The organism is Polaribacter sp. PL03 (assembly GCF_033875165.1).
In the GTDB taxonomy this organism is placed as follows: domain Bacteria; phylum Bacteroidota; class Bacteroidia; order Flavobacteriales; family Flavobacteriaceae; genus Polaribacter.
In genome coordinates this window covers 331943-350647 of record NZ_JAWZSV010000003.1, presented here as the reverse complement: position 1 = coordinate 350647, position 18705 = coordinate 331943, and the positions used below count along the sequence as shown (strand labels likewise).

At 31.3% G+C, this 18705-nt stretch carries 12 protein-coding genes; 8 read left to right on the top strand and 4 right to left on the bottom strand.

Going from position 1 to position 18705, the window contains the following annotated elements:
* The first annotated feature begins 24 nt into the window (after positions 1–24).
* Positions 25–2151 carry a T9SS type A sorting domain-containing protein gene (locus SHK09_RS07585; protein WP_319810180.1) on the top strand — a complete coding sequence of 709 codons (2127 nt, stop codon included), beginning with the start codon at positions 25–27 and terminating at the stop codon, positions 2149–2151.
* Positions 2152–2178: 27 nt separating this feature from the next.
* Positions 2179–2349 carry a hypothetical protein gene (locus SHK09_RS07580; RefSeq protein WP_203394986.1) on the top strand — a complete coding sequence of 57 codons (171 nt, stop codon included), beginning with the start codon at positions 2179–2181 and terminating at the stop codon, positions 2347–2349.
* A gap of 78 nt (positions 2350–2427) precedes the next feature.
* Here the strand turns inward: SHK09_RS07580 and bglX are convergent, their stop codons facing one another.
* The 3 genes from bglX to SHK09_RS07565 all read right to left on the bottom strand — a co-directional run bounded on the left by bglX (position 2428) and on the right by SHK09_RS07565 (position 8103).
* Complete coding sequence (gene bglX, locus SHK09_RS07575; protein WP_319810179.1) at positions 2428–4638, bottom strand: beta-glucosidase BglX; 2211 nt, start codon at positions 4636–4638, stop codon at positions 2428–2430.
* A 92-nt stretch (positions 4639–4730) separates the two neighbouring features.
* Entirely contained in the window at positions 4731–5453 is a 723-nt protein-coding gene (locus SHK09_RS07570; RefSeq protein WP_319810178.1) for a T9SS type A sorting domain-containing protein, read from the bottom strand.
* Between the two features lie 118 nt (positions 5454–5571).
* A complete protein-coding gene (locus SHK09_RS07565; RefSeq protein WP_319810177.1) occupies positions 5572–8103 on the bottom strand; it encodes a T9SS type A sorting domain-containing protein in 2532 nt (843 codons plus the stop codon).
* A 453-nt stretch (positions 8104–8556) separates the two neighbouring features.
* Between SHK09_RS07565 and SHK09_RS07560 the strand changes: the two genes are divergently transcribed.
* The 3 genes from SHK09_RS07560 to SHK09_RS07550 are packed head-to-tail and all read left to right on the top strand — an operon-like array spanning position 8557 to position 14942.
* Positions 8557–11616 carry a TonB-dependent receptor gene (locus SHK09_RS07560; protein WP_319810176.1) on the top strand — a complete coding sequence of 1020 codons (3060 nt, stop codon included), beginning with the start codon at positions 8557–8559 and terminating at the stop codon, positions 11614–11616.
* A 12-nt stretch (positions 11617–11628) separates the two neighbouring features.
* Positions 11629–13347, top strand: coding sequence for a RagB/SusD family nutrient uptake outer membrane protein (locus SHK09_RS07555; protein ID WP_319810175.1), 1719 nt, complete (start codon positions 11629–11631; stop codon positions 13345–13347).
* 2 nt (positions 13348–13349) lie between these two features.
* Complete coding sequence (locus SHK09_RS07550; protein WP_319810174.1) at positions 13350–14942, top strand: hypothetical protein; 1593 nt, start codon at positions 13350–13352, stop codon at positions 14940–14942.
* Positions 14943–15003: 61 nt separating this feature from the next.
* Here SHK09_RS07550 and SHK09_RS07545 read toward each other — a convergent pair whose 3' ends face one another.
* Positions 15004–15840, bottom strand: a complete 837-nt coding sequence (locus SHK09_RS07545) for an AraC family transcriptional regulator (RefSeq protein ID WP_319810173.1) — start codon at positions 15838–15840, stop codon at positions 15004–15006.
* A gap of 139 nt (positions 15841–15979) precedes the next feature.
* On the opposite strand from SHK09_RS07545, the gene SHK09_RS07540 reads away from it, so the two are divergent.
* Genes SHK09_RS07540 through SHK09_RS07530 form a run of 3 tightly spaced genes read left to right on the top strand, consistent with a single transcriptional unit; the run spans position 15980 to position 18700 of the window.
* Positions 15980–17137 (top strand): cytochrome P450, encoded by a 1158-nt coding sequence (locus tag SHK09_RS07540; RefSeq protein WP_319810172.1) that lies wholly within the window; start codon positions 15980–15982, stop codon positions 17135–17137.
* 6 nt (positions 17138–17143) lie between these two features.
* Complete coding sequence (locus SHK09_RS07535) at positions 17144–17452, top strand: 2Fe-2S iron-sulfur cluster-binding protein (protein ID WP_319810171.1); 309 nt, start codon at positions 17144–17146, stop codon at positions 17450–17452.
* A 6-nt stretch (positions 17453–17458) separates the two neighbouring features.
* Positions 17459–18700 carry an FAD/NAD(P)-binding oxidoreductase gene (locus SHK09_RS07530; RefSeq protein ID WP_319810170.1) on the top strand — a complete coding sequence of 414 codons (1242 nt, stop codon included), beginning with the start codon at positions 17459–17461 and terminating at the stop codon, positions 18698–18700.
* Positions 18701–18705 lie beyond the last annotated feature (5 nt).

Below are 18705 nucleotides of genomic sequence, written 5' to 3'. Positions count from 1 at the left end.
AATTATTAACTAAAAATGAAAAAAATGAAAAACAAATTACTATTTTTAGGATTATTCTTCTTAATAGGAATGTCTCTAACAGCACAAACAAGTGTAGCTGATATGGAAGAGAATTCTCCAGGTGTAGATGATGTGGTTTTACAAGCATCTTGGGCAGGAGATCCAAATGCGCCTACAGCAACTAAAGTTGCTAATCTAGATGCCACCGGCATTAATACCACTGCAAATGTTATACAATTTGTAGAAACCTTAAATTCTCATAGTGATAATTCATTACAAATGGCATATACTGGTTCTACTGCAACAACTGGTTTTAATGCAAATACAAATAGGTTTCTCAAGTTTAAAATGTATTCAACCATAGCCAAAACTTTTAATTTGGATGTTGAAGTTGCGGCAAATTTTAAGTTAGAAAAAAGTGTAACACTTGCAGCAAATACTTGGACAGAACTTTTATTTGATCTTACTGGAAATAATACCAATATAACTATAGGTAATGCTAACGGATGGAACTCATACTTTAGGATACGAGTAAATGCAGGAACTGTTGGGGATGGATCTACTTATTATTTTGATGAATTTACTATAGAAGCAGCAAAATATACTTCTGTTTCAGATGGAGATTGGGCTACTGCTGCAAATTGGTCGCCAGCAAACGTGCCATTGCAAACTACAGATGATATTGATATTATTAGTAATATTACCTACACAGGAGATCTTTCATTTAAGAAATTACTTGTTCGTAATAATAGATCACTAAATGTTACAGGAAACTTAACTGTAACAGATACCTCACAACTTTGGGGAGGAGCATCTTTGATAGTTTCTGGAACATCAACAGGAAGTTATGCATACTTTAGAACATTATCAACACCCGCTGTGGGTGACTTAGAAGGCTGGCATTTACTATCATCACCAGTATCTAACGAAACTTATGATGATACTTGGATTTCATCTTTTGGAATTGCTTCCGGAACATCAAACACAGACTATAGAGGTATTGCCCAATATAACAATTCGGTTGCTGCGAATAATTGGACTTATGCTGAAGCTCCTGTTGCAAGTACTGCTTTTGGAGAAGGTAAGGGGTATTCAATGAAGAGAACTGCTTCAGGAAATGTTCAATTTATTGGAAATATTAGAACAGCAAATATTACAGACATTGCACTTACAAAAAACACTAGTGGTTATAATTTAATTGGGAACCCATATTCATCATATGTTTCATTAAATGATTTATTTACAGCAAATAATTCTGGAGGGAACGATTTATTAGAGTCGTCTACAATTTGGATTTGGAATGCTACATCAAAAAGTTATGAAGCAAAACTAGTTCAGGGTACAAGTTTTCAAATAGCACCAGGACAAGGTTTCTTTGTAGAAGCTTCTGCAGGTGCAAGTACTTTTACGTTTAATACTTCAATGCTATCTAAACAAAGTACAGATACGTTCTTAAAATCTTCTAAAACAGGGATTCAATTAAATATTTATGAGGGAACAAACACTAGATATGCAAAAATTAATTATTTAGAGAACGCAACTACAAGTTTTGATAATGGTTCTGATGGTAAATTATTTGGTGGAGTTTCTCAACCTTTTGCTGTTTATACACAGTTAGTTTCAAATAATGAAGGAAAAAATTATCAAATTCAGTCACTACCAAATTCAGGTTTAGAATCTATGATTGTTCCTGTTGGAGTAAATGCAGCATCTGGAAAAGAAATTACTTTTTCTGCTGAAGCTTTAAACTTACCTTCAGATATGAAAGTATTTTTAGAAGATAGATTGACAAATACTTTTACAAGATTAGATGAGTTAAATTCTAATTACAAAATAACTTTAGATGAGACTTTAAACGGAATTGGAAGATTCTATTTACATACTAGATCTAGTGTATTAAGTACGAATGATGTTAGTTTAGAAAACATAAGTATTTATAAAACAAATAATTATACTTTAAGAATTGCAGGTTTACAACAAGGAAACTCAACTATTAAATTATTTAATATTCTTGGTAAACAAATGATGAACAAATCTTTTGATTCTAATGGAATAAAAAATATTTATTTACCAAAATTATCTGCAGGAGTATATATTGTTCAGTTAGAAACTGAATCTGGTAAATTGAACAAAAAAATAATCTTAGAATAATTACGAGAATTTTATAAACTAGACATTATGAAAAAACAAATAGAAAATAATAAAGAAGAAATTACTCGTAAGGACGCTATTAAAAAAATAGGGAATTACGGTAAATATGCAGCTTTAACTGCATTAGGAACCTATCTAATCTTAAGTCCACAAAAAGCACAAGCTGCAAGTCCTGAGGCTCCAGGAACTGGGTTTTAATGTATTAAGGATGCTAAATTTAAAAGTCTCAACTTATTCTATAAGTTGAGACTTTTTACCTTTACATAATTTAAACCTTTATTCTAACCAAAAGTCTAGTTTAGAAGTATCAGAAGAATTCTTACCAACAAAAACTTCAAACGCTCCTTCTTCAATTGTTGTTTTATAATCAAGACCTATAAACCTTAATTTATCTGAGGTAATATAAAAAGTAGCCGTTTTCGTTTCATTTGGTTTAAGTTCTAAACTTAAGAAGTCTTTTAATTCTTTTACTGGTCTTGTTACCGAACAAACTTTATCATGAATATATAATTGTACAATTTCTCTTCCGTTGTATTTTCCTTTATTAGTAACATCAACAGAAACTTTTATACTATCATTTTTATTCATTGTAGTTTTATCAAGCTTTAAATTTTTGTAAGAATAACTATTGTAACTTAATCCAAAACCAAAAGGGAATAATGGATCAGAAGTAATATCTCTATGAGTTGTTGTATATCTATTATTCTTAGGTCCTGCATTAAAAGAATGACTGGTTTTCTTATAATTATAATAAATAGGAACTTGCCCCTGATGAAAAGGAAAAGTAACCGTTAATTTCCCTGAAGGATTATAATCTCCAAACAAAATTTCAGCAACTGCTGTACCACCTGTAGTTCCTGGCATCCAAACTTGTAAAACAGCGGTAGATTTTTTTACAACATCTGTTAAAACATAAGGTCTTCCAGAAACAATTAAGGTAATAATTGGTTTTCCTGTTTTTGCAACTGCATCTAATAATTGTTGTTGCGCTCCTGGTAAAAGCAAAGATGCTGTACCTCCTCCTTCTCCACTCATCCATTCTTTTTCTCCTAAGGCTAATACTATAACATCCGCATTATTAGCAGCTCTTACAGCGTCAGCAATCATTTCTACTCCTTTTATTTCAAAATCTTCTACAATACAACCTTGAGCATAAGAAATAGTTGAGGTTTGTGGAACTCTCTTTTTAATTCCAGCAAAAATAGAAACAACATCATTTGGGTTACCTTGACTAGACCACCAACCTAATAAATCTTTTTGTGCTTTTGCAAAAGGACCAATAATTGCAATTCTTTGTTTCTTCTTTAAAAGTGGTAAAACGTTATTCTTATTTTTTAAAAGCACCATACTTTTTACAGCCATCTCTTTTGTTGCTTGTATGTTTTCTTCGGATAAAAGCTCTTTAGCTTCTCGTTCTTCATTAAAATACGCATAAGGATCTTTAAAAAGACCCGCTTTTTGTTTTAACAACAATACGTTTCTTACCGAATTATCTAAAACAGCTTCAGAAATAATTCCTTTTCTCACCATTTCTGGAAGTAAATTCACATATTTTTTAGTAGACATATCGATATCATTCCCTGCTAATAAAGACATTTTTGTAGCAATGGTATCATTTTTCGCAATTCCTGTTTTCACTAAATTACCAACCGTTTCCCAATCTGTCATTACTAAACCTTTAAATTTTAGTTCATCTCTTAAAACATCTTTCAATAAAAAATTATTTGCTACTAAAGGCACTCCATCATAAGCAGAATATGCGGTCATTACACTAGATACACCAGCATCAATTGCTGCTTTAAAAGGAGGTAAATGGGTCTCTCTTAACTCTCTTTCTGAAAAATCTAAAATATTATAATCTCTACCAGCTAAAGAAGCTCCATAACCAACAAAATGTTTTACGGTTGCTAGAATATTGCTATTTTCTTTATTAGATTCTTGAAATCCTTTTACTCTAGCTGCAGCAATTAAACTTCCTAAATAAACATCTTCTCCTGCTCCTTCTAAAATTCTTCCCCATCTAGGATCTCTTGCAATATCTACCATTGGCGCAAATGTTAAATGGATTCCTGCGGATGATGCTTCTCTTGCTGCAATCGCTGCCGATTTTCTAATTGCTGCCAAATCCCAACTAGATGCTTCTGCTAAAGGAACTGGTGCTATGGTTTTATAACCATGAATTATATCTTCTTGAAACAGCAACGGAATACCCAATCTTGAGTTTTCTACTGCAATTTTTTGCAGTTCATAATTATTTTTAACTCCTATCGATTTTTGTACATGACCAACCAATCCTTTTTTAATCCAAAGGTGAACTGAATCAGTTTTATTAAAACCTGTTGTTGGAATTAAATTTAATTGACCTGCTTTTTCTTGAAGCGTCATTTTTGAAATTAAATCTTCAATAAAATCTTTCTTTTCAACATTTCTAGAACAAGAGAACATTAAAAACAAACTACTACAAATAATAAAAATTGAATTTTTCATAAATTAATGTGTAAATAAAAACCAGTTGAAATTAATACCATTAGTACTAAATTCAACTGGCAGTAAATAAATAATTAAAGCTCTAACGTAAATTATTTTTTTAAGAATTTTGTAAAAGTTTTATTATCATAAACTAAAAAGTACATACCTCTACTTAAAGCTGAAGCATCAATACTTCCTTCAAAATTCCCTTGTTTAATAATTTTTCCAAGAGTATTTGTAATTTTATATGTTTCAGGCAAATTTTGCCCTTTTAAATTAATAGTATTTTCTACAGGATTAGGGTACATTGTTAAAGCTATTTCTTTTGTGAAATCTGTTGTAGACAAAGCAGTTATTTCTGCGGCACTTCTAATATAAACTAAAGGTGAATCACTTGCATTCTCACCTCCATAAATAGTTGTACCACCATTAGGTGTATAAGCTAAATACGCTAATATTCTATATGTTAAATTTGCGTTTGCAGAACTTAACTCTGTACTAGCGGGAATTGTATAATCTCCTGAAGCAGCGTATACAAAATCATTACCTCCATCAATAGTTTCATTAGCCCATGTGCCTGTAGCAGGATCTACGTCAGTCATTGCTTCATCTTGAACTCCAAAAAGGACAAAATTATTTACATCGTCAACTGTATCTGTAGAACCAAGGGTAAAGTTTATTGTGTAACTCACAACTTGTCCTGGTGAAAAGGTTAATGCTTGTTCTCCGTTAATTTGATAATCCGACTTATTAGAGATTGTAAAAGTAGGTTCTACTCTCTGAGCAAATACTAAAGAGCTCATAAAAAGTAACAATAAAGTAATTTTTTTCATGGTAATATATGTTTTAGTTAATAATCACTAAAATTAGAGTATTGCTGCTTTTCTTTCTGTTTTATTAACTTGACATAAACTGAACAACCCCTTAAATAATTGATATTATGACTAAAAACTACTTTCTTATAATTTTTCTAACAAACCCATTGTCCGTTTTTAAAATATAAATTCCTTTTGAAAACTCTTCTATATCTATCGTTTCATTCTTTGTAAAAGTCTTTAATTTAGAACCATTAATATCAAAAATGTATACCTTTTTATAACTTGGAAGATTTTCTATAGTAATGATTCCATCAGTAGGATTTGGATGAAGCAACACTTTTTTTGTGTAAGAATAATCTTCAGTACTTAATATTACACTTCTAATATTGTTACTAAAATTATAGACCTGCATTGTAACGGTACTAATATGTCCTTCATTATCCATAAATTCTATAGAAATTGTGTTGTTTTCTTTTAGTAAATTATAAGGTATTGGAATTTCTAAAACACCAAAGAACCTTTCTCTTCCTAATTGAGTATCTCCTCTCCAATTATTTGGTAAATCTATAATTGTATTATTAATTTTTACAATCGGTTTTAAGGATAGGTTATGAGGCCTACCTAAACCAATTCTTAAAACGGCTTCACCATAACTTGATTTATTTACATTAGTAATTGTGAAAGTTTCAATTTTATTGGCAGTTATTGGTTTTAAATATTCATTTGCATAATATTTAGTTTCTAAGCTTGTTTCATTAAGACTAATACTATCTGCAAACGTATATTCTAAAATTATGGTAGCTTCAGATTTTAAAACTAAAGACTTGGTATCAACATCAATATCTTCATCTTCATAAACTGTAGAGGTGCCATCAGTAAAAACCTGTTTTTTGTGAATGTTTGTAATTGTAGTTCCAGAAATACCAAGCATATTCAAATTAAGGGTTTCATCTGCAAAAGTCAAATTATTAACGACTAAATAAGCTTTATCCCCATTTAAAAAACCATCAACTTGAATGTCTAGGTTATCTGAATAGGTATCTATTCTTTTTCCTTTTACTTTAGACCAAAGTTCATAAAACCTTACCATATCTGTGTAAACCCACTTACCCGTATAACTGTTAGGTTCATCTACTTTTCTCATTAATCTATGATTATATGGAATTCCATCTGAATACCCCCATTCTGCTTTTGTGATGATAAAATTAAGTGCACTTGCTATTAAATTTGGTCTGTCCATAAAAGACATTAATAATGAATTTGAAGACCTAACATGCAACCAATCTCTATAAGAAGTCCATTGATCTCTACTATAATCATTTGTTTGCGCTCCATATTCTGATATAATAAAAGGTTTAGCAAATCCAAATTTCATGGTACTATATTGTTCCATCATATCAAACATGGCTTCTACATTACTACCAGATCTAAATTCTTTTCTACCACCATCAATGGATGGCCAATCATATAAATGAATAGACCAGAAATCCATTTTTTCGCCAGCAACATCCATAAATAGTTTCCAACGATTATTCCATCTTTGGAAATCTCCTTTTTCAAAATTTGGAAAAGCAGCTGTATACCCTCCTACCTTAGCATCTGGAAGATGTGCCTTTATGCCATCAGCAACATCATTATGAAATTCTGCAATTTCTTGTAAATTATTTGTAAAATCTGATGCCCCTCCATGACTTACATATGCGGGTTCATTAATTACTTCAATAAAAGCAGGTTTTGGTTGTCCATTTAAGGAATGAAATTCTTTGATATATCTTCCCATATAATCTCCAGTAGCAGTTGCATTTGCAAACTTCCATCCTTTTGCTGTTTCTTGTTGCCCTTCTCCTGTCCAAAAAGGATGTAATTGCGCTGCAATAATTAAATTATTTCTAGCTTCATATTGATGAATTTCTGTTTTATTTGCATAAATACCTCTCCAATAACTAGCTTTAGACTCTAAATCTGTAGCATCTACAAACCCAGGGTTATTGATATCTTCTTTCATTTGACTTAAATTCCAAGTGATTCCACCAGTATTTCTCCCCATATAAACATCCAAACCATTTAAAAAATCATCCCTTAAATCATTTACTTCATTATCACCATCCCATTCATTCTCATTCGGACTTGCATGAATTCCTATAAATTTTGAACGATCAAAATCATCAACACTTCCAACAACATGATTTACATTCACATTGGCAACAACAGTTGTAGTCCCTCCTATATTATTACTGTTTTTTATTATTTCTGGGCGTAAATCAATAGTTGTCCAACCACTAGAAGTCCACATTGTGAATAAAAAATAGTAATAATCCCCATTTGTTAATTCAGTACTTAAAGGAATGTTTTCTGGAACCACATAGTTTAAGTTAATTGTATCTATATCGGACACAGGATCTGTACCATTAAAATAAACACTATTAAATTGTTCTTGAACTACACCTGAAGAATTTTTACGTTCAAGTTTTAACCAGATATAATTAAAACTATTTCCATCTGTATTATAAGTTGTATTAAGAGATAAGGTTTCTCCTAACTGAAACTCTAATGGTGAAGGTTCATTATTCCAAATTAAACTTTGGGAATTTGCATCAAAATTTTTACTAAAAAAAAGCAAAACAACAACTAGTTTTAACAACAATATTAACTTATTTATATCCATAATTAACTTTTAGGTGATATTTTTTAGATAAATAATAACTAGATCGTAAAGTTAACTTTTAAGGTATTTATACACTAAAATGCGAACTTGACATAAACTGCACAAGTCAATTTCTGAGCTTTTTATCATCAACAACTCAAAAAAAAAAATACAACTCAAAAACCTCACTAACAGTAAATTACATTAAGTAAAACTAAATAAACCAACACGAAAACGATTGAAATCAAACTTTAAAAAACATCCTTTTACAGAAGTTTTTTTCTTTTTATAAAACGGAAAAAAAAACTCATAATTTCTTGTTAATTACTTTGAAATATCTATTTTTAACACTGTTCAGTTTTTGTCAAGTACTATAAATAGGTACATTGTAAGAAAAAAACAATATTTGGGTATGATAATTCAAAATTCGATAAAAAAATGAAAATTAATTTGCAAAAATGCAATTACCGAAAAATGCTTTTTACAGCATTACTTCTAGTTAGTTTTGGTTTTGTTCAAGCACAAAGTGTAACCGTAAAAGGAACAGTTAGTGCAGATGGAGATTCCTTACCAGGAGCTAGTGTAGTTGTTAAAGGATCCAGTAATGGACAAAGTACTGAAATGGATGGATCTTATCAATTAAAAGCTAATGTTGGAGAGACACTTGTTTTTAGTTATTTAGGATACAAAACAAAAGAAGTAATAATTAAAACTGGTAAAACCACTATTAATGTAACATTACTTTCTGACGCTTCTTTGTTAGATGAGATTGTTGTTGTGGGTTATGGTACTCAAAAGAAGAAAGAAGTTACAGGAGCTGTTGTTAACGTTGGGGCTGAAGAAATTAGTAGATCTCCAGTAGCCGACTTAGGTGCAGCAATACAAGGTAAGGTAGCAGGTGTAAACATACAAGCATCAAGTGGTAGACCAGGAGAAGCTGCAAACGTACAAATTAGAGGTTTAGGATCTGTTTCCTCTGGTGCAGCTGGACCATTATATGTTGTAGATGGTATTCCTTATGAAGGGAACCCAAACATTTCTCCAGATCAAATTGAATCTTTAGATATTTTAAAAGATGGAGCTGCTGCTTCAATTTATGGTACAAGAGCTTCTAACGGAGTTATTTTAATTACTACAAAAAAAGGAAAAGCAGGTAAAATGAAAATTGACCTCTCAACCTATACAGGTATCCAAAGCATTACTTCTGGAACCCCTTTAATGAATACAGCTCAACAACTGTATAGTTTAGAGATAGCTACAGAACAGTTAGGATCTCAACCACAAACTTTTTTTATTAACGCAAATGCTTTAGATTTTGATACGAATTTTGTAGAAGACGTTCAAAATGATAATGCTGTTATTCAAAATGTTAGTTTAAATATTTCTGGTGGTGTAGAGAACTTAACCTTAAACTTTAATACCAATTACTTTAAACAAGATGGTGTTCTAATTAATTCTGGTTTTAATAGGTTAGCTAATAGATTAACTGGGCAATTTACCAAGGGTAAATTTAAAGCCTTTGCAACTCTTGGTTATACTATTGAAAATAGAACACAAGAACCTTATGCTCTTTACGAATATAGTATTGGTCAATCTCCTTGGAGCAGACCTTTAAGTGATATTCCATCCATTGGAGAAAATAGTGTTACACTAGATGTGGAGAATGAAATATTTTACGGTTACCTATCTCGTCAATTAGAAAATATAGACGAAAGAGAAACAAAGTCTAGCAATATTGCACTTAATTTAGAGTATGAAATTGCAAAAGGTTTAAAGTACAAACTAAATTTAGGTTCAAATGAATATAACTATTATAGAAAATTCTTCCGTCCTCAATATTTAGCATACGCTAGAGATGGAGCACTTAATGCAACTGCTTCAACTGAACAAGCCTTGCTAAATGAGGATTATATATTTTCTAAAAGAGAATCTATTGAAAACATTCTTAATTATTCTACAAACTTCGGAAAACACAATCTTAATTTATTAGGTGTAATTTCTTACGAAAGATTTAAACAGAGAAATTTGGGAGTTGGTGTCATATATAGTAAAGATGCTAGTAACAGCCTTCAAACTTTAGGTTCTGGTGCAGAAGGAATAAAGCCTACTAGTAACAATCAAACAAGTACTTTGGCTGGGAAATTAGTAAGAGCTCAATACAATTATGATGAAAAATATTTATTATCTGCTAGTTATAGACGAGATGCGTCTTCAAAATTTTCGGAAAATAATAGATATGGTAATTTCTTCGGATTTTCTGCTGGTTGGAATGTTAGTGAAGAAAATTGGTTTAACGTAGATGCAATTAGCAATCTTAAATTAAGAGGAAGTTGGGCAGAAGTTGGTAACCAAGGTATTGCACCTTATCAGTTTACAGCAATTATTGAATCTGGTATAAATTATCCGTTTGGTCCAAACGAAGAATTAAATTATGGTTCTATTCAGCGTCGTTATGTAGATCCTAATATTAAATGGGAAACTACTATTTCTAAAAATATTGGTGTAGATTTATCTATGTTTAGGAATAAACTAAACATAACTGCAGATGTATATCAAAATGACAAAAAAGATATGCTTTTACAAGAGCGCCTTCCTGCATCTTCTGGTACTTACCATACACGAGCATCAGGAGTTTATGATGTTAAGCAAATTAACGCTGGTGACATGGTTAATAAAGGACTAGAACTTTCTTTAAGTTACAAAGATCGAATTGGAGATGACTTAAAATATAGTATTTCAGGTACTTTTACTAAAAATATAAATGAAGTAACGGATTTAAACGGTATAGATAGAGGTTATGCCAATGGTAGACCTACAACATCTTTAGGAGAAAATATAGATTACACTACTTTTTTAGCGAAAGGCTATGAAGCAGGATCATTCTTTTTATTGCAAAACGATGGTGTTATAAAAACACAAGAACAATTAGATGCCTATAATTTGCTTGACGTATCAGCTACAGGTACGCCTCAATTAGGAGATATGATGTATAAAGATACTAATAACGATGGTGCTGTTAACGATAATGACCGTGTTTACTCTGGTTCTGGACAAGCCGAATTTGAAGCCGGTTTAGGGTTAAACTTAGATTATAAAGGTTTCGATTTCTTTGTACAAACTTTTTATTCTCATGGTGCAGAAGTATATAATGGGTCTAAATTGTACGCCTATACTCAAGGAAGACATACAGATTTATATAACATGTGGTCTCCACAAAATCCAACATCAGATGTTCCAACTTTTAGACGAAGTGCATTTCATAATAATGTAAGAGCTGCTTCTAATTATTTCTTAGAAGACGGAACGTATTTAAGAATTAGAACTTTAACACTTGGATACACTATTCCTGGTATAGAAGATACTGGTATTGATAAAGCTAGAGTGTATTTAACTTCAACGAATCCATTTACGTTTACAAATTACTCAGGGTATGACCCAGAAGTTGGTGGAGATGGAATCTTTACAAGAGGTGTAGATAGAGGGAACTACCCAGTTACTCGTCAATTCATGTTAGGTGTTCAATTAAGCTTTTAAAAAATAAAAATCATGAAATTAATAAAAAATAATACATTACTATTTGTTTTTGTATGCTCGTTATTCTTCGTAGCATGTGATGAAGATAGTTTTTTAACAGAAGTTAATCCAAATGCGATTACTACAGATACTTTCTGGAAATCTGAAAGACAATACAACAGTGCATTAACCACTGTTTATGGTGCATTACAGTTTCAAAGCATTAGTGGAGGAGAACTAATATACGAAATGGTTATGGGAGATATTGGTGGTACAGAATCTTGGTACAGACCAAATCTTTTTAGAAACTTAACCTATAACGATGGTATTTATCATGTAACGGATAAATGGAACGAACTTTATGTAGGTATCTTTAGAGCAAATCAAGTTATTCAAAATATACAAGATGCAGATGCTAGTCTTTTTACAGGTAACTCAAAAGCAGAAATTGAAGCGCAAGCAAAATTTTTAAGAGCCTTCTTTTACTTTCAATTAGCACATACTTATGGTGGTGGTGTAATTCACGATAAAGTAGCAGAAACTAAAGAAGAACTTTCTAAACCTTTTTCTACTATTGCAGAAATTAATGCCGCAATAATACTTCCAGATTTAGAATTTGCAATGAATAATTTACCACAATCATGGGAAAGTAACGATATGGGAAGAGCAACTTGGGGTGCTGCAACATCACTGTTAGGAAAGGTACATTTATACAATAAAGAGTGGCCAACAGCTGCTGGTTTATTTAAACAAGTTATAGATTCTAAAGTATATAGTTTAACCAAAGATATTTCAGACAACTTTCAGCATGAAAATGAATTTAATTCAGAATCTATTTTTGAAGTAAATTATTCTTTCGACTTAGCTCCTGGTGTAAATGGAGGTGCTGTTGATGATACTCCTTGGCAAACTAGTGCTGAATCTTCTTCAATTGCATCAGAAGTTGGATCAATACAATATGGAGGTTTTAATACTTTATTAGCTTCTTATAACTTACAAGAAATGTTGGTTTATGATGAAGTGGACCCAAATAATTCTATCAATAATGGGAACATAGAATCTACAAGAATGAATGCTACGATTGCAGTTAGATTTATGGAAGGAAAATATTATGGTTTGGATTTTGCTGATGTAAAAGGTTTTGGATTTGGGCAAAGTGCTTATGTAAAAAAACACTCTAATTGGTATCATTTACCATCAGAACCTGCTAACCGCAGATCTGGTATTAATTTTAGACATATTAGATATGCAGACGTTTTATTAATGTATGCAGAAGCTGTACTTGGAGCAAGTGATGATTATGCAACAGCCATAGAGTATATAGATATGGTTAGAGCTAGAGCTGGAGTAATAACACTTCAAAAATACATGGACGATAATGGCGGTAAATTCCCACAATTACATGTTAGTAAGCAAGTACATGGAGCACACCCAATGGTACAAGCCAATGCACAAACAGTATTAACTCACCTACAACGCGTAGAACGCGCAGTAGAATTGTGTTTTGAAGGTCATAGATGGAAAGATTTAGTAAGATGGGGTATTGTAAAAGAAGTATTTACAGAGTTAAGAGCAGACGAAGTTTGGAGATTGGAAAACACTGACCTTTCATTTGATACTGCTCCATTATACATACCTGGTAGAATTAGACCCGATTTTGCGTTAAGTGCGACTAACTACAGTGCGGAAAATCATAACTATTTCCCTATTCCTATACAAGAATTACAGACAAATACGAATATAAATAACTAATTATGAAAAATTTAAAAATATATAAAATATTATGCATTGCGCTTCTTGCCTTTTATGCATGTAATGATGAACAAACGTTAAATTTACCAGAAGCAAATCATAGGGTTATTGTTACTTCAGAAGCAAATGTTGAAAACAACATAAATATTGGAGGTCATATAGATTTTGGTGATATTTCTAGTGGAGTTGCTTCACGTACCTGGACCTTTCCAGAAAACGTATCAAGCATCTTTGGTTCAGACAAAAATACTTCTGGAGAAAATACTGTAAAAGGTTTCTTTAATGAAGCTGGAGTGCATAATGTAACTTTAAATCAAGTTTTTAAAGGAGATGTTTATCGTAACGAAGACAGCTCAATGCCTAGTGGTTTAAAAGAATTAGACACTACAATTGTAGTAACTGTTTTAGCAGCTGTTAAAGCACAAATTACTGGTAATTACTTAAATGATGATGGATCTTTAGGTGCGCCAATTTCAATATCTGATGCTGCATTAAATGAAGTTACTGCAAGTAAAAAAGTAAGATTTTCTTATACTACAATTGGTGCTCCAGAAGTTTTTAATTGGACTTTTGGTACTAGTGGAGTTGATCCAACAACATTTGGTGGTACAAATACTGAAGTCGATATACAATATAAATCTTTAGGGAACTATGATTTAAAATTTATTGCCTCTAGATTAAGACCTTTTGGTGGTGATACTATTTTTATTAAGGATTTAATAAAAGTTATTCCATCAACAGAGCCTGTAACTTTAGACAAACTTGATGAAAACAACGGTAAAATTGAGTTAGAATTTAGTAGAGATATGGATCCAGATTCTTTTGATAATTCAACATTTGTATTTTCTATTGAAAATAATGGAGCAATGATCCCTGTAAATGTAGTATCTACAGAAATAAAAGCTGGAGTAAATAATGTAATTGAAATTACATTAGATGAAACTGTCTATGCAGATGATATAACAAAAGTATCTTATACTCCTGGTATTTTAAAGACATCTGATCAAGTAAATGCAACAATTTTTACAGATCAAGTTGTAAATTATGGAAAAGGAGCAGAAAACATTTTAGATACTAAGTCTGATTATGATCACAGTTTTGAAAACAGTACTAAAGCGAACTGGCAATATATGTGGTGGGGTGGAATTTGGGGAGAATTTGACCATGAAATTTCTACTGTAAGAGCACAAGATGGAAATGCAAGTTTATATGTTGAATACAGAGCTAATGGAGGTATGATCATTGGTCATCATGATGCTACTGCGACACAAGTTACTTTCCCTGCTGAAGCTGGTTTAGATTACGAAATTGGTGTTTGGGTTTATGTAGAAGACCTAGGAGCTAATGATCCGTTAAAAGCTCCGCCAGATGTTAGATTCTATTGGTGGCCAGATACTAATTGGGGTGTAGATGCTAACCCAGCTTTTACTCCAGGTTTTGAAACAGGAAAATGGGTTTACAGTTCTCAACTGGTTAAATTTACTCAAACAGGGGATAAAACCTTTCAAATTAGAGGATGGAATGAATTTAATAGTCAAAAAGTAAAATTCTACATGGATAATTTAAGTTTAAAACAAGTAAACTTAAGACCTTAAATATTATTTGAATTAGTTTAATAACTATTAAAGCCTCTGAGAAAATTCTCAGAGGCTTTTTTTATTTACTATGACTTTTTTTGTAAACAAATGGCGTTTCATTATTATACTTTTTAAACTGTTTATAAAAAAAAGTTAAAGACTCATATCCACATGCAAAACAAATTTCTCTTACAGACCAATCTGTATCAACCAACATTCTTTTAGCTGTTTGAATTCTATATTCATTTAAAAAACTAAAAAAGGGTTTCCCCATAGTTTTACTAAAAAATCTAGAAAAAGATTGTTCAGACATGCTTACTAAATCAGATACATGCTTTAAATAAATCTTCTTCTGATAATTTTGATCAATATAATCGTGAATATCGCGCATTCTTGATGAAAACTCACTTGGTAAATCATCTATAAAACTTCTTTTTGAAAGCTCTTGATATTTTAATCTAGATAATTTTACAAGTACTTTTTGTAGTTGCAAATACAAATCAGTATCCTTTAAAGAAATTGTTTTTTTTATATCAGGAAGTATTTTTTTTATATCCTTTTTATGAAAGATAATCCCTTTAGAAGCATCTTTCAACATTTTAAAAACGGCTTCTAATTCGTACACTTTCGAAAAAATTCCCTTATTCCATTGAATTACAATAGAAGTTGACATTCCTTTTGTGTTCAAATCATTTTTCCAACAATGAGGTAAATTAGACCTTATCAAAACCAATTCACCTTTCTCAAAAGGACCAACATAATCTCCAATAAACTTTGTTCCTTTATTTTTCTCAATAAAAGTAAGTTCATGTTGTGGATGAAAATGCCAAGGAGCATCAAAATTCTTCGCGGAAAAACGAAAAGCTAGTATTGATTTTTTATCTCCTAAAGGAACTTTCTCAAACTTCGGGTTCATATACTTTATTTTAACGTTAAAAATAACAAAATTCAACTAAAAACAACAGAATAGTACACTAAATTGCAAAAAAAGAAGATGTTTTACAAAACAAATCAATCAATATTTGCAACTATATAATTAACACTATAAGTACATTATGAAAGCAAGTGAATTTCCAGATGCTTTTAAAAAAGCAAGAGAAGAAAAAGGGATTGGTAAAATGGATGATCAAAATGATCCTGTAACCATGGTTTTACGCCATAAGGAAGTTCGTAAATGTGCACATCAATGGCAAAACTATCAATCTGGAGGAGAAGAAGTAGGAAGAATTGTAATTCCATCAGAAGTAAAAATTAGAGATACCAGACAAATACCTTTTGAAATTGATCCCCCAGAGCATAAATCGTTTAGAGATATCTTAAATCCGTGGTTTAAAAGACCTTTAGATGAAGATTACTCTGCTAAATTGGCAACAATCATAGAAGAAATTGTTGAAGAATCCTTAGAAAGTAATAATGTAGAAATTGTTGAAGAATTTGCTCTAAAATTACAATCTAGAGCTTTAACATTACTATTAAACATACCGTATTCTGAAGCCGATTTATGGATTTCTTGGGGAACACACGTTTTTAGAAGTGATGATTCTGATTTAGATGTAAATAAAGCCAATATTCTATATAAATACATTGACAAACAAATTGATCTTGCTATTGAAAACCCAAGTGAGAGTTTGTATTCTGTGCTTTTAAATTCTGAGGTTGATGGAAAAAAGATGACCAAAGAAGAAGTAAAAGGAGTACTAATTTTAACTTTTGCTGGAGGAAGAGATACTGTGATTAATGCAGTAACAAACTCTATAGCTTACTTTGCAGGGAATCCAAAAGCTTTGGCGGTTTTAAAAGAAAAACCAGAAATGATTAACAATGCCGTTGAAGAATTGGTTCGTTATTTCTCTCCATTAACTCAAATGGGAAGAGTAGCAACTAAAGATACTCACGTTTGTGAGCATGCTATAAAAGCAGATACAAGAATTTCTTTAAATTGGGCTTCTGCTAATAGAGATGAAAACGTTTTTGAAAACCCAAATGAAGTCGTTTTAGACCGAAAAGTAAACCCACATGTTAGTTTTGGTTTTGGAACTCATAACTGTTTAGGAGCAACACATGCTCGTCAAATTTTAAGAATACTATTGGCAAAATTATCACAAAAAGTAACTTCAATAGCAATTCTAGATTCAAAAGAAAATATAGAAAATTTAGGAGAATTTAATAGAAAAGTAGGTTTCAATTCATTGAACGTACAATTTAAAAAATAATATAAAATGGCAAAAATAACATTTATAACAGCAGACAACGAATCAATAACTGTTGAAGGTACTTCTGGTTCAGTAATGGAATTAGCAGTAAATAATAACATAAAAGGAATAGATGGAGATTGTGGTGGTGTTTGCTCCTGCGCTACATGTCATGTACATGTTGAACCCGAATTTGTAGCAAAAACAGGGCAAGCAGAAGAACTAGAAAATGATATGTTAGAATTTGATGATTTAACAAACGAATACAGTCGTCTTTCTTGTCAGCTTCAAGTAAGTAAAGATTTAGATGGAGTTGTTTTTAAAGTTGCAAAATAAATTTTGATGTTAGATACAGCGAATCAAGTTTGTCTAGTTATTGGAGCAAGTCATGCAGGTGTTAATTTTGCTTTCAATTTAAGAAAAGAAGGTTGGAAAGGAGAAGTTATATTATTTGATTCAGATCCAAATATTCCATATCACAGACCGCCTTTATCAAAATCTTATATAATTAATGGCGATTTAAATAGCAATCTTTTAAAACCGCTTGAAAGCTATAAAAAAGACAACATCACTTTAAAGTTAGGGGTGAAAATTTCTTCTATCAACAGAAATGACAAAACAATTTCTATTGAAAATGAAGGGACTCAAAAATATGATAAATTAGTAATAGCAACAGGTGCAAGACCATTTATTCCACCAATTTCTGGAATAGATTCTGCTGCTAATTTATATCCTATGAGAACAGCTAACGATGCAATAAAAATAAAAAAAGCTATTGATTCATCAGAAAAAAAGCGAGTAGTCATTATTGGTGGAGGTTATATTGGTCTTGAAACTGCAGCGTCATTAAAAAAGACAGGTGCATCAATAACAGTTTTAGAAAGAGAAGAACGTGTATTAGCCAGAGTTACCGCTCCAGTTATGTCAGATTATTTTATGGAATTACATCAACAAAATGATGTAGCAATTCTAACTAATAAGAACGTTACTTCTATAAAAACAGAAAATGGTTTAAATACTGTTTTTTGTGATGATGCAACTTTCTTTGAGGCTGACATTATAATTATTGGTGTTGGTATTCGTGTAAACACGGAGCTTGCACAAGATGCAGATTTAGAAATTGAACAAGGAATTAAAGTAAATGAATTCTCACAAACAAATGATGAAAATATTTATGCTATTGGTGATTGTACTTTTCATTACAACCCACACTACAAAAAATATCTACATTTAGAATCTGTTCAAAATGCGGTAGATCAAAGTAAAGTTGCAGCGGCATCAATTTGTGGTAAACAACTTGTTTATGACACGATTCCCTGGTTTTGGTCAGATCAATATGATGTAAAACTACAAATGGTTGGTTTATCAAATGGGTATAATGATGTGATTGTTAGAAAAGAAGAAACGGTAAACACTAGTTTTTCTGTTTGGTATTTTAAAGATGATGCATTATTAGCTGTAGATGCAATAAACAATGGAAAAGCCTTTGTTTTAGGTACAAGATTTATCAAAGGGAAACAAAAAATTAATAAAACGAAGTTGGTTGATGTTTCAATACCAATGAAACCTACAACATTTTTATAAAAAAT

What these genes read in the sequence shown, in the direction of transcription:
- SHK09_RS07585 (WP_319810180.1), top strand. Translation starts at nt 25, where the DNA reads ATGAAAAACAAATTACTATTTTTAGGATTATTCTTCTTAATAGGAATG.
- SHK09_RS07580 (WP_203394986.1), top strand. Translation starts at nt 2,179, where the DNA reads ATGAAAAAACAAATAGAAAATAATAAAGAAGAAATTACTCGTAAGGAC.
- bglX (WP_319810179.1), bottom strand. Translation starts at nt 4,638, where the DNA reads ATGAAAAATTCAATTTTTATTATTTGTAGTAGTTTGTTTTTAATGTTC.
- SHK09_RS07570 (WP_319810178.1), bottom strand. Translation starts at nt 5,453, where the DNA reads ATGAAAAAAATTACTTTATTGTTACTTTTTATGAGCTCTTTAGTATTT.
- SHK09_RS07565 (WP_319810177.1), bottom strand. Translation starts at nt 8,103, where the DNA reads ATGGATATAAATAAGTTAATATTGTTGTTAAAACTAGTTGTTGTTTTG.
- SHK09_RS07560 (WP_319810176.1), top strand. Translation starts at nt 8,557, where the DNA reads ATGCTTTTTACAGCATTACTTCTAGTTAGTTTTGGTTTTGTTCAAGCA.
- SHK09_RS07555 (WP_319810175.1), top strand. Translation starts at nt 11,629, where the DNA reads ATGAAATTAATAAAAAATAATACATTACTATTTGTTTTTGTATGCTCG.
- SHK09_RS07550 (WP_319810174.1), top strand. Translation starts at nt 13,350, where the DNA reads ATGAAAAATTTAAAAATATATAAAATATTATGCATTGCGCTTCTTGCC.
- SHK09_RS07545 (WP_319810173.1), bottom strand. Translation starts at nt 15,840, where the DNA reads ATGAACCCGAAGTTTGAGAAAGTTCCTTTAGGAGATAAAAAATCAATA.
- SHK09_RS07540 (WP_319810172.1), top strand. Translation starts at nt 15,980, where the DNA reads ATGAAAGCAAGTGAATTTCCAGATGCTTTTAAAAAAGCAAGAGAAGAA.
- SHK09_RS07535 (WP_319810171.1), top strand. Translation starts at nt 17,144, where the DNA reads ATGGCAAAAATAACATTTATAACAGCAGACAACGAATCAATAACTGTT.
- SHK09_RS07530 (WP_319810170.1), top strand. Translation starts at nt 17,459, where the DNA reads ATGTTAGATACAGCGAATCAAGTTTGTCTAGTTATTGGAGCAAGTCAT.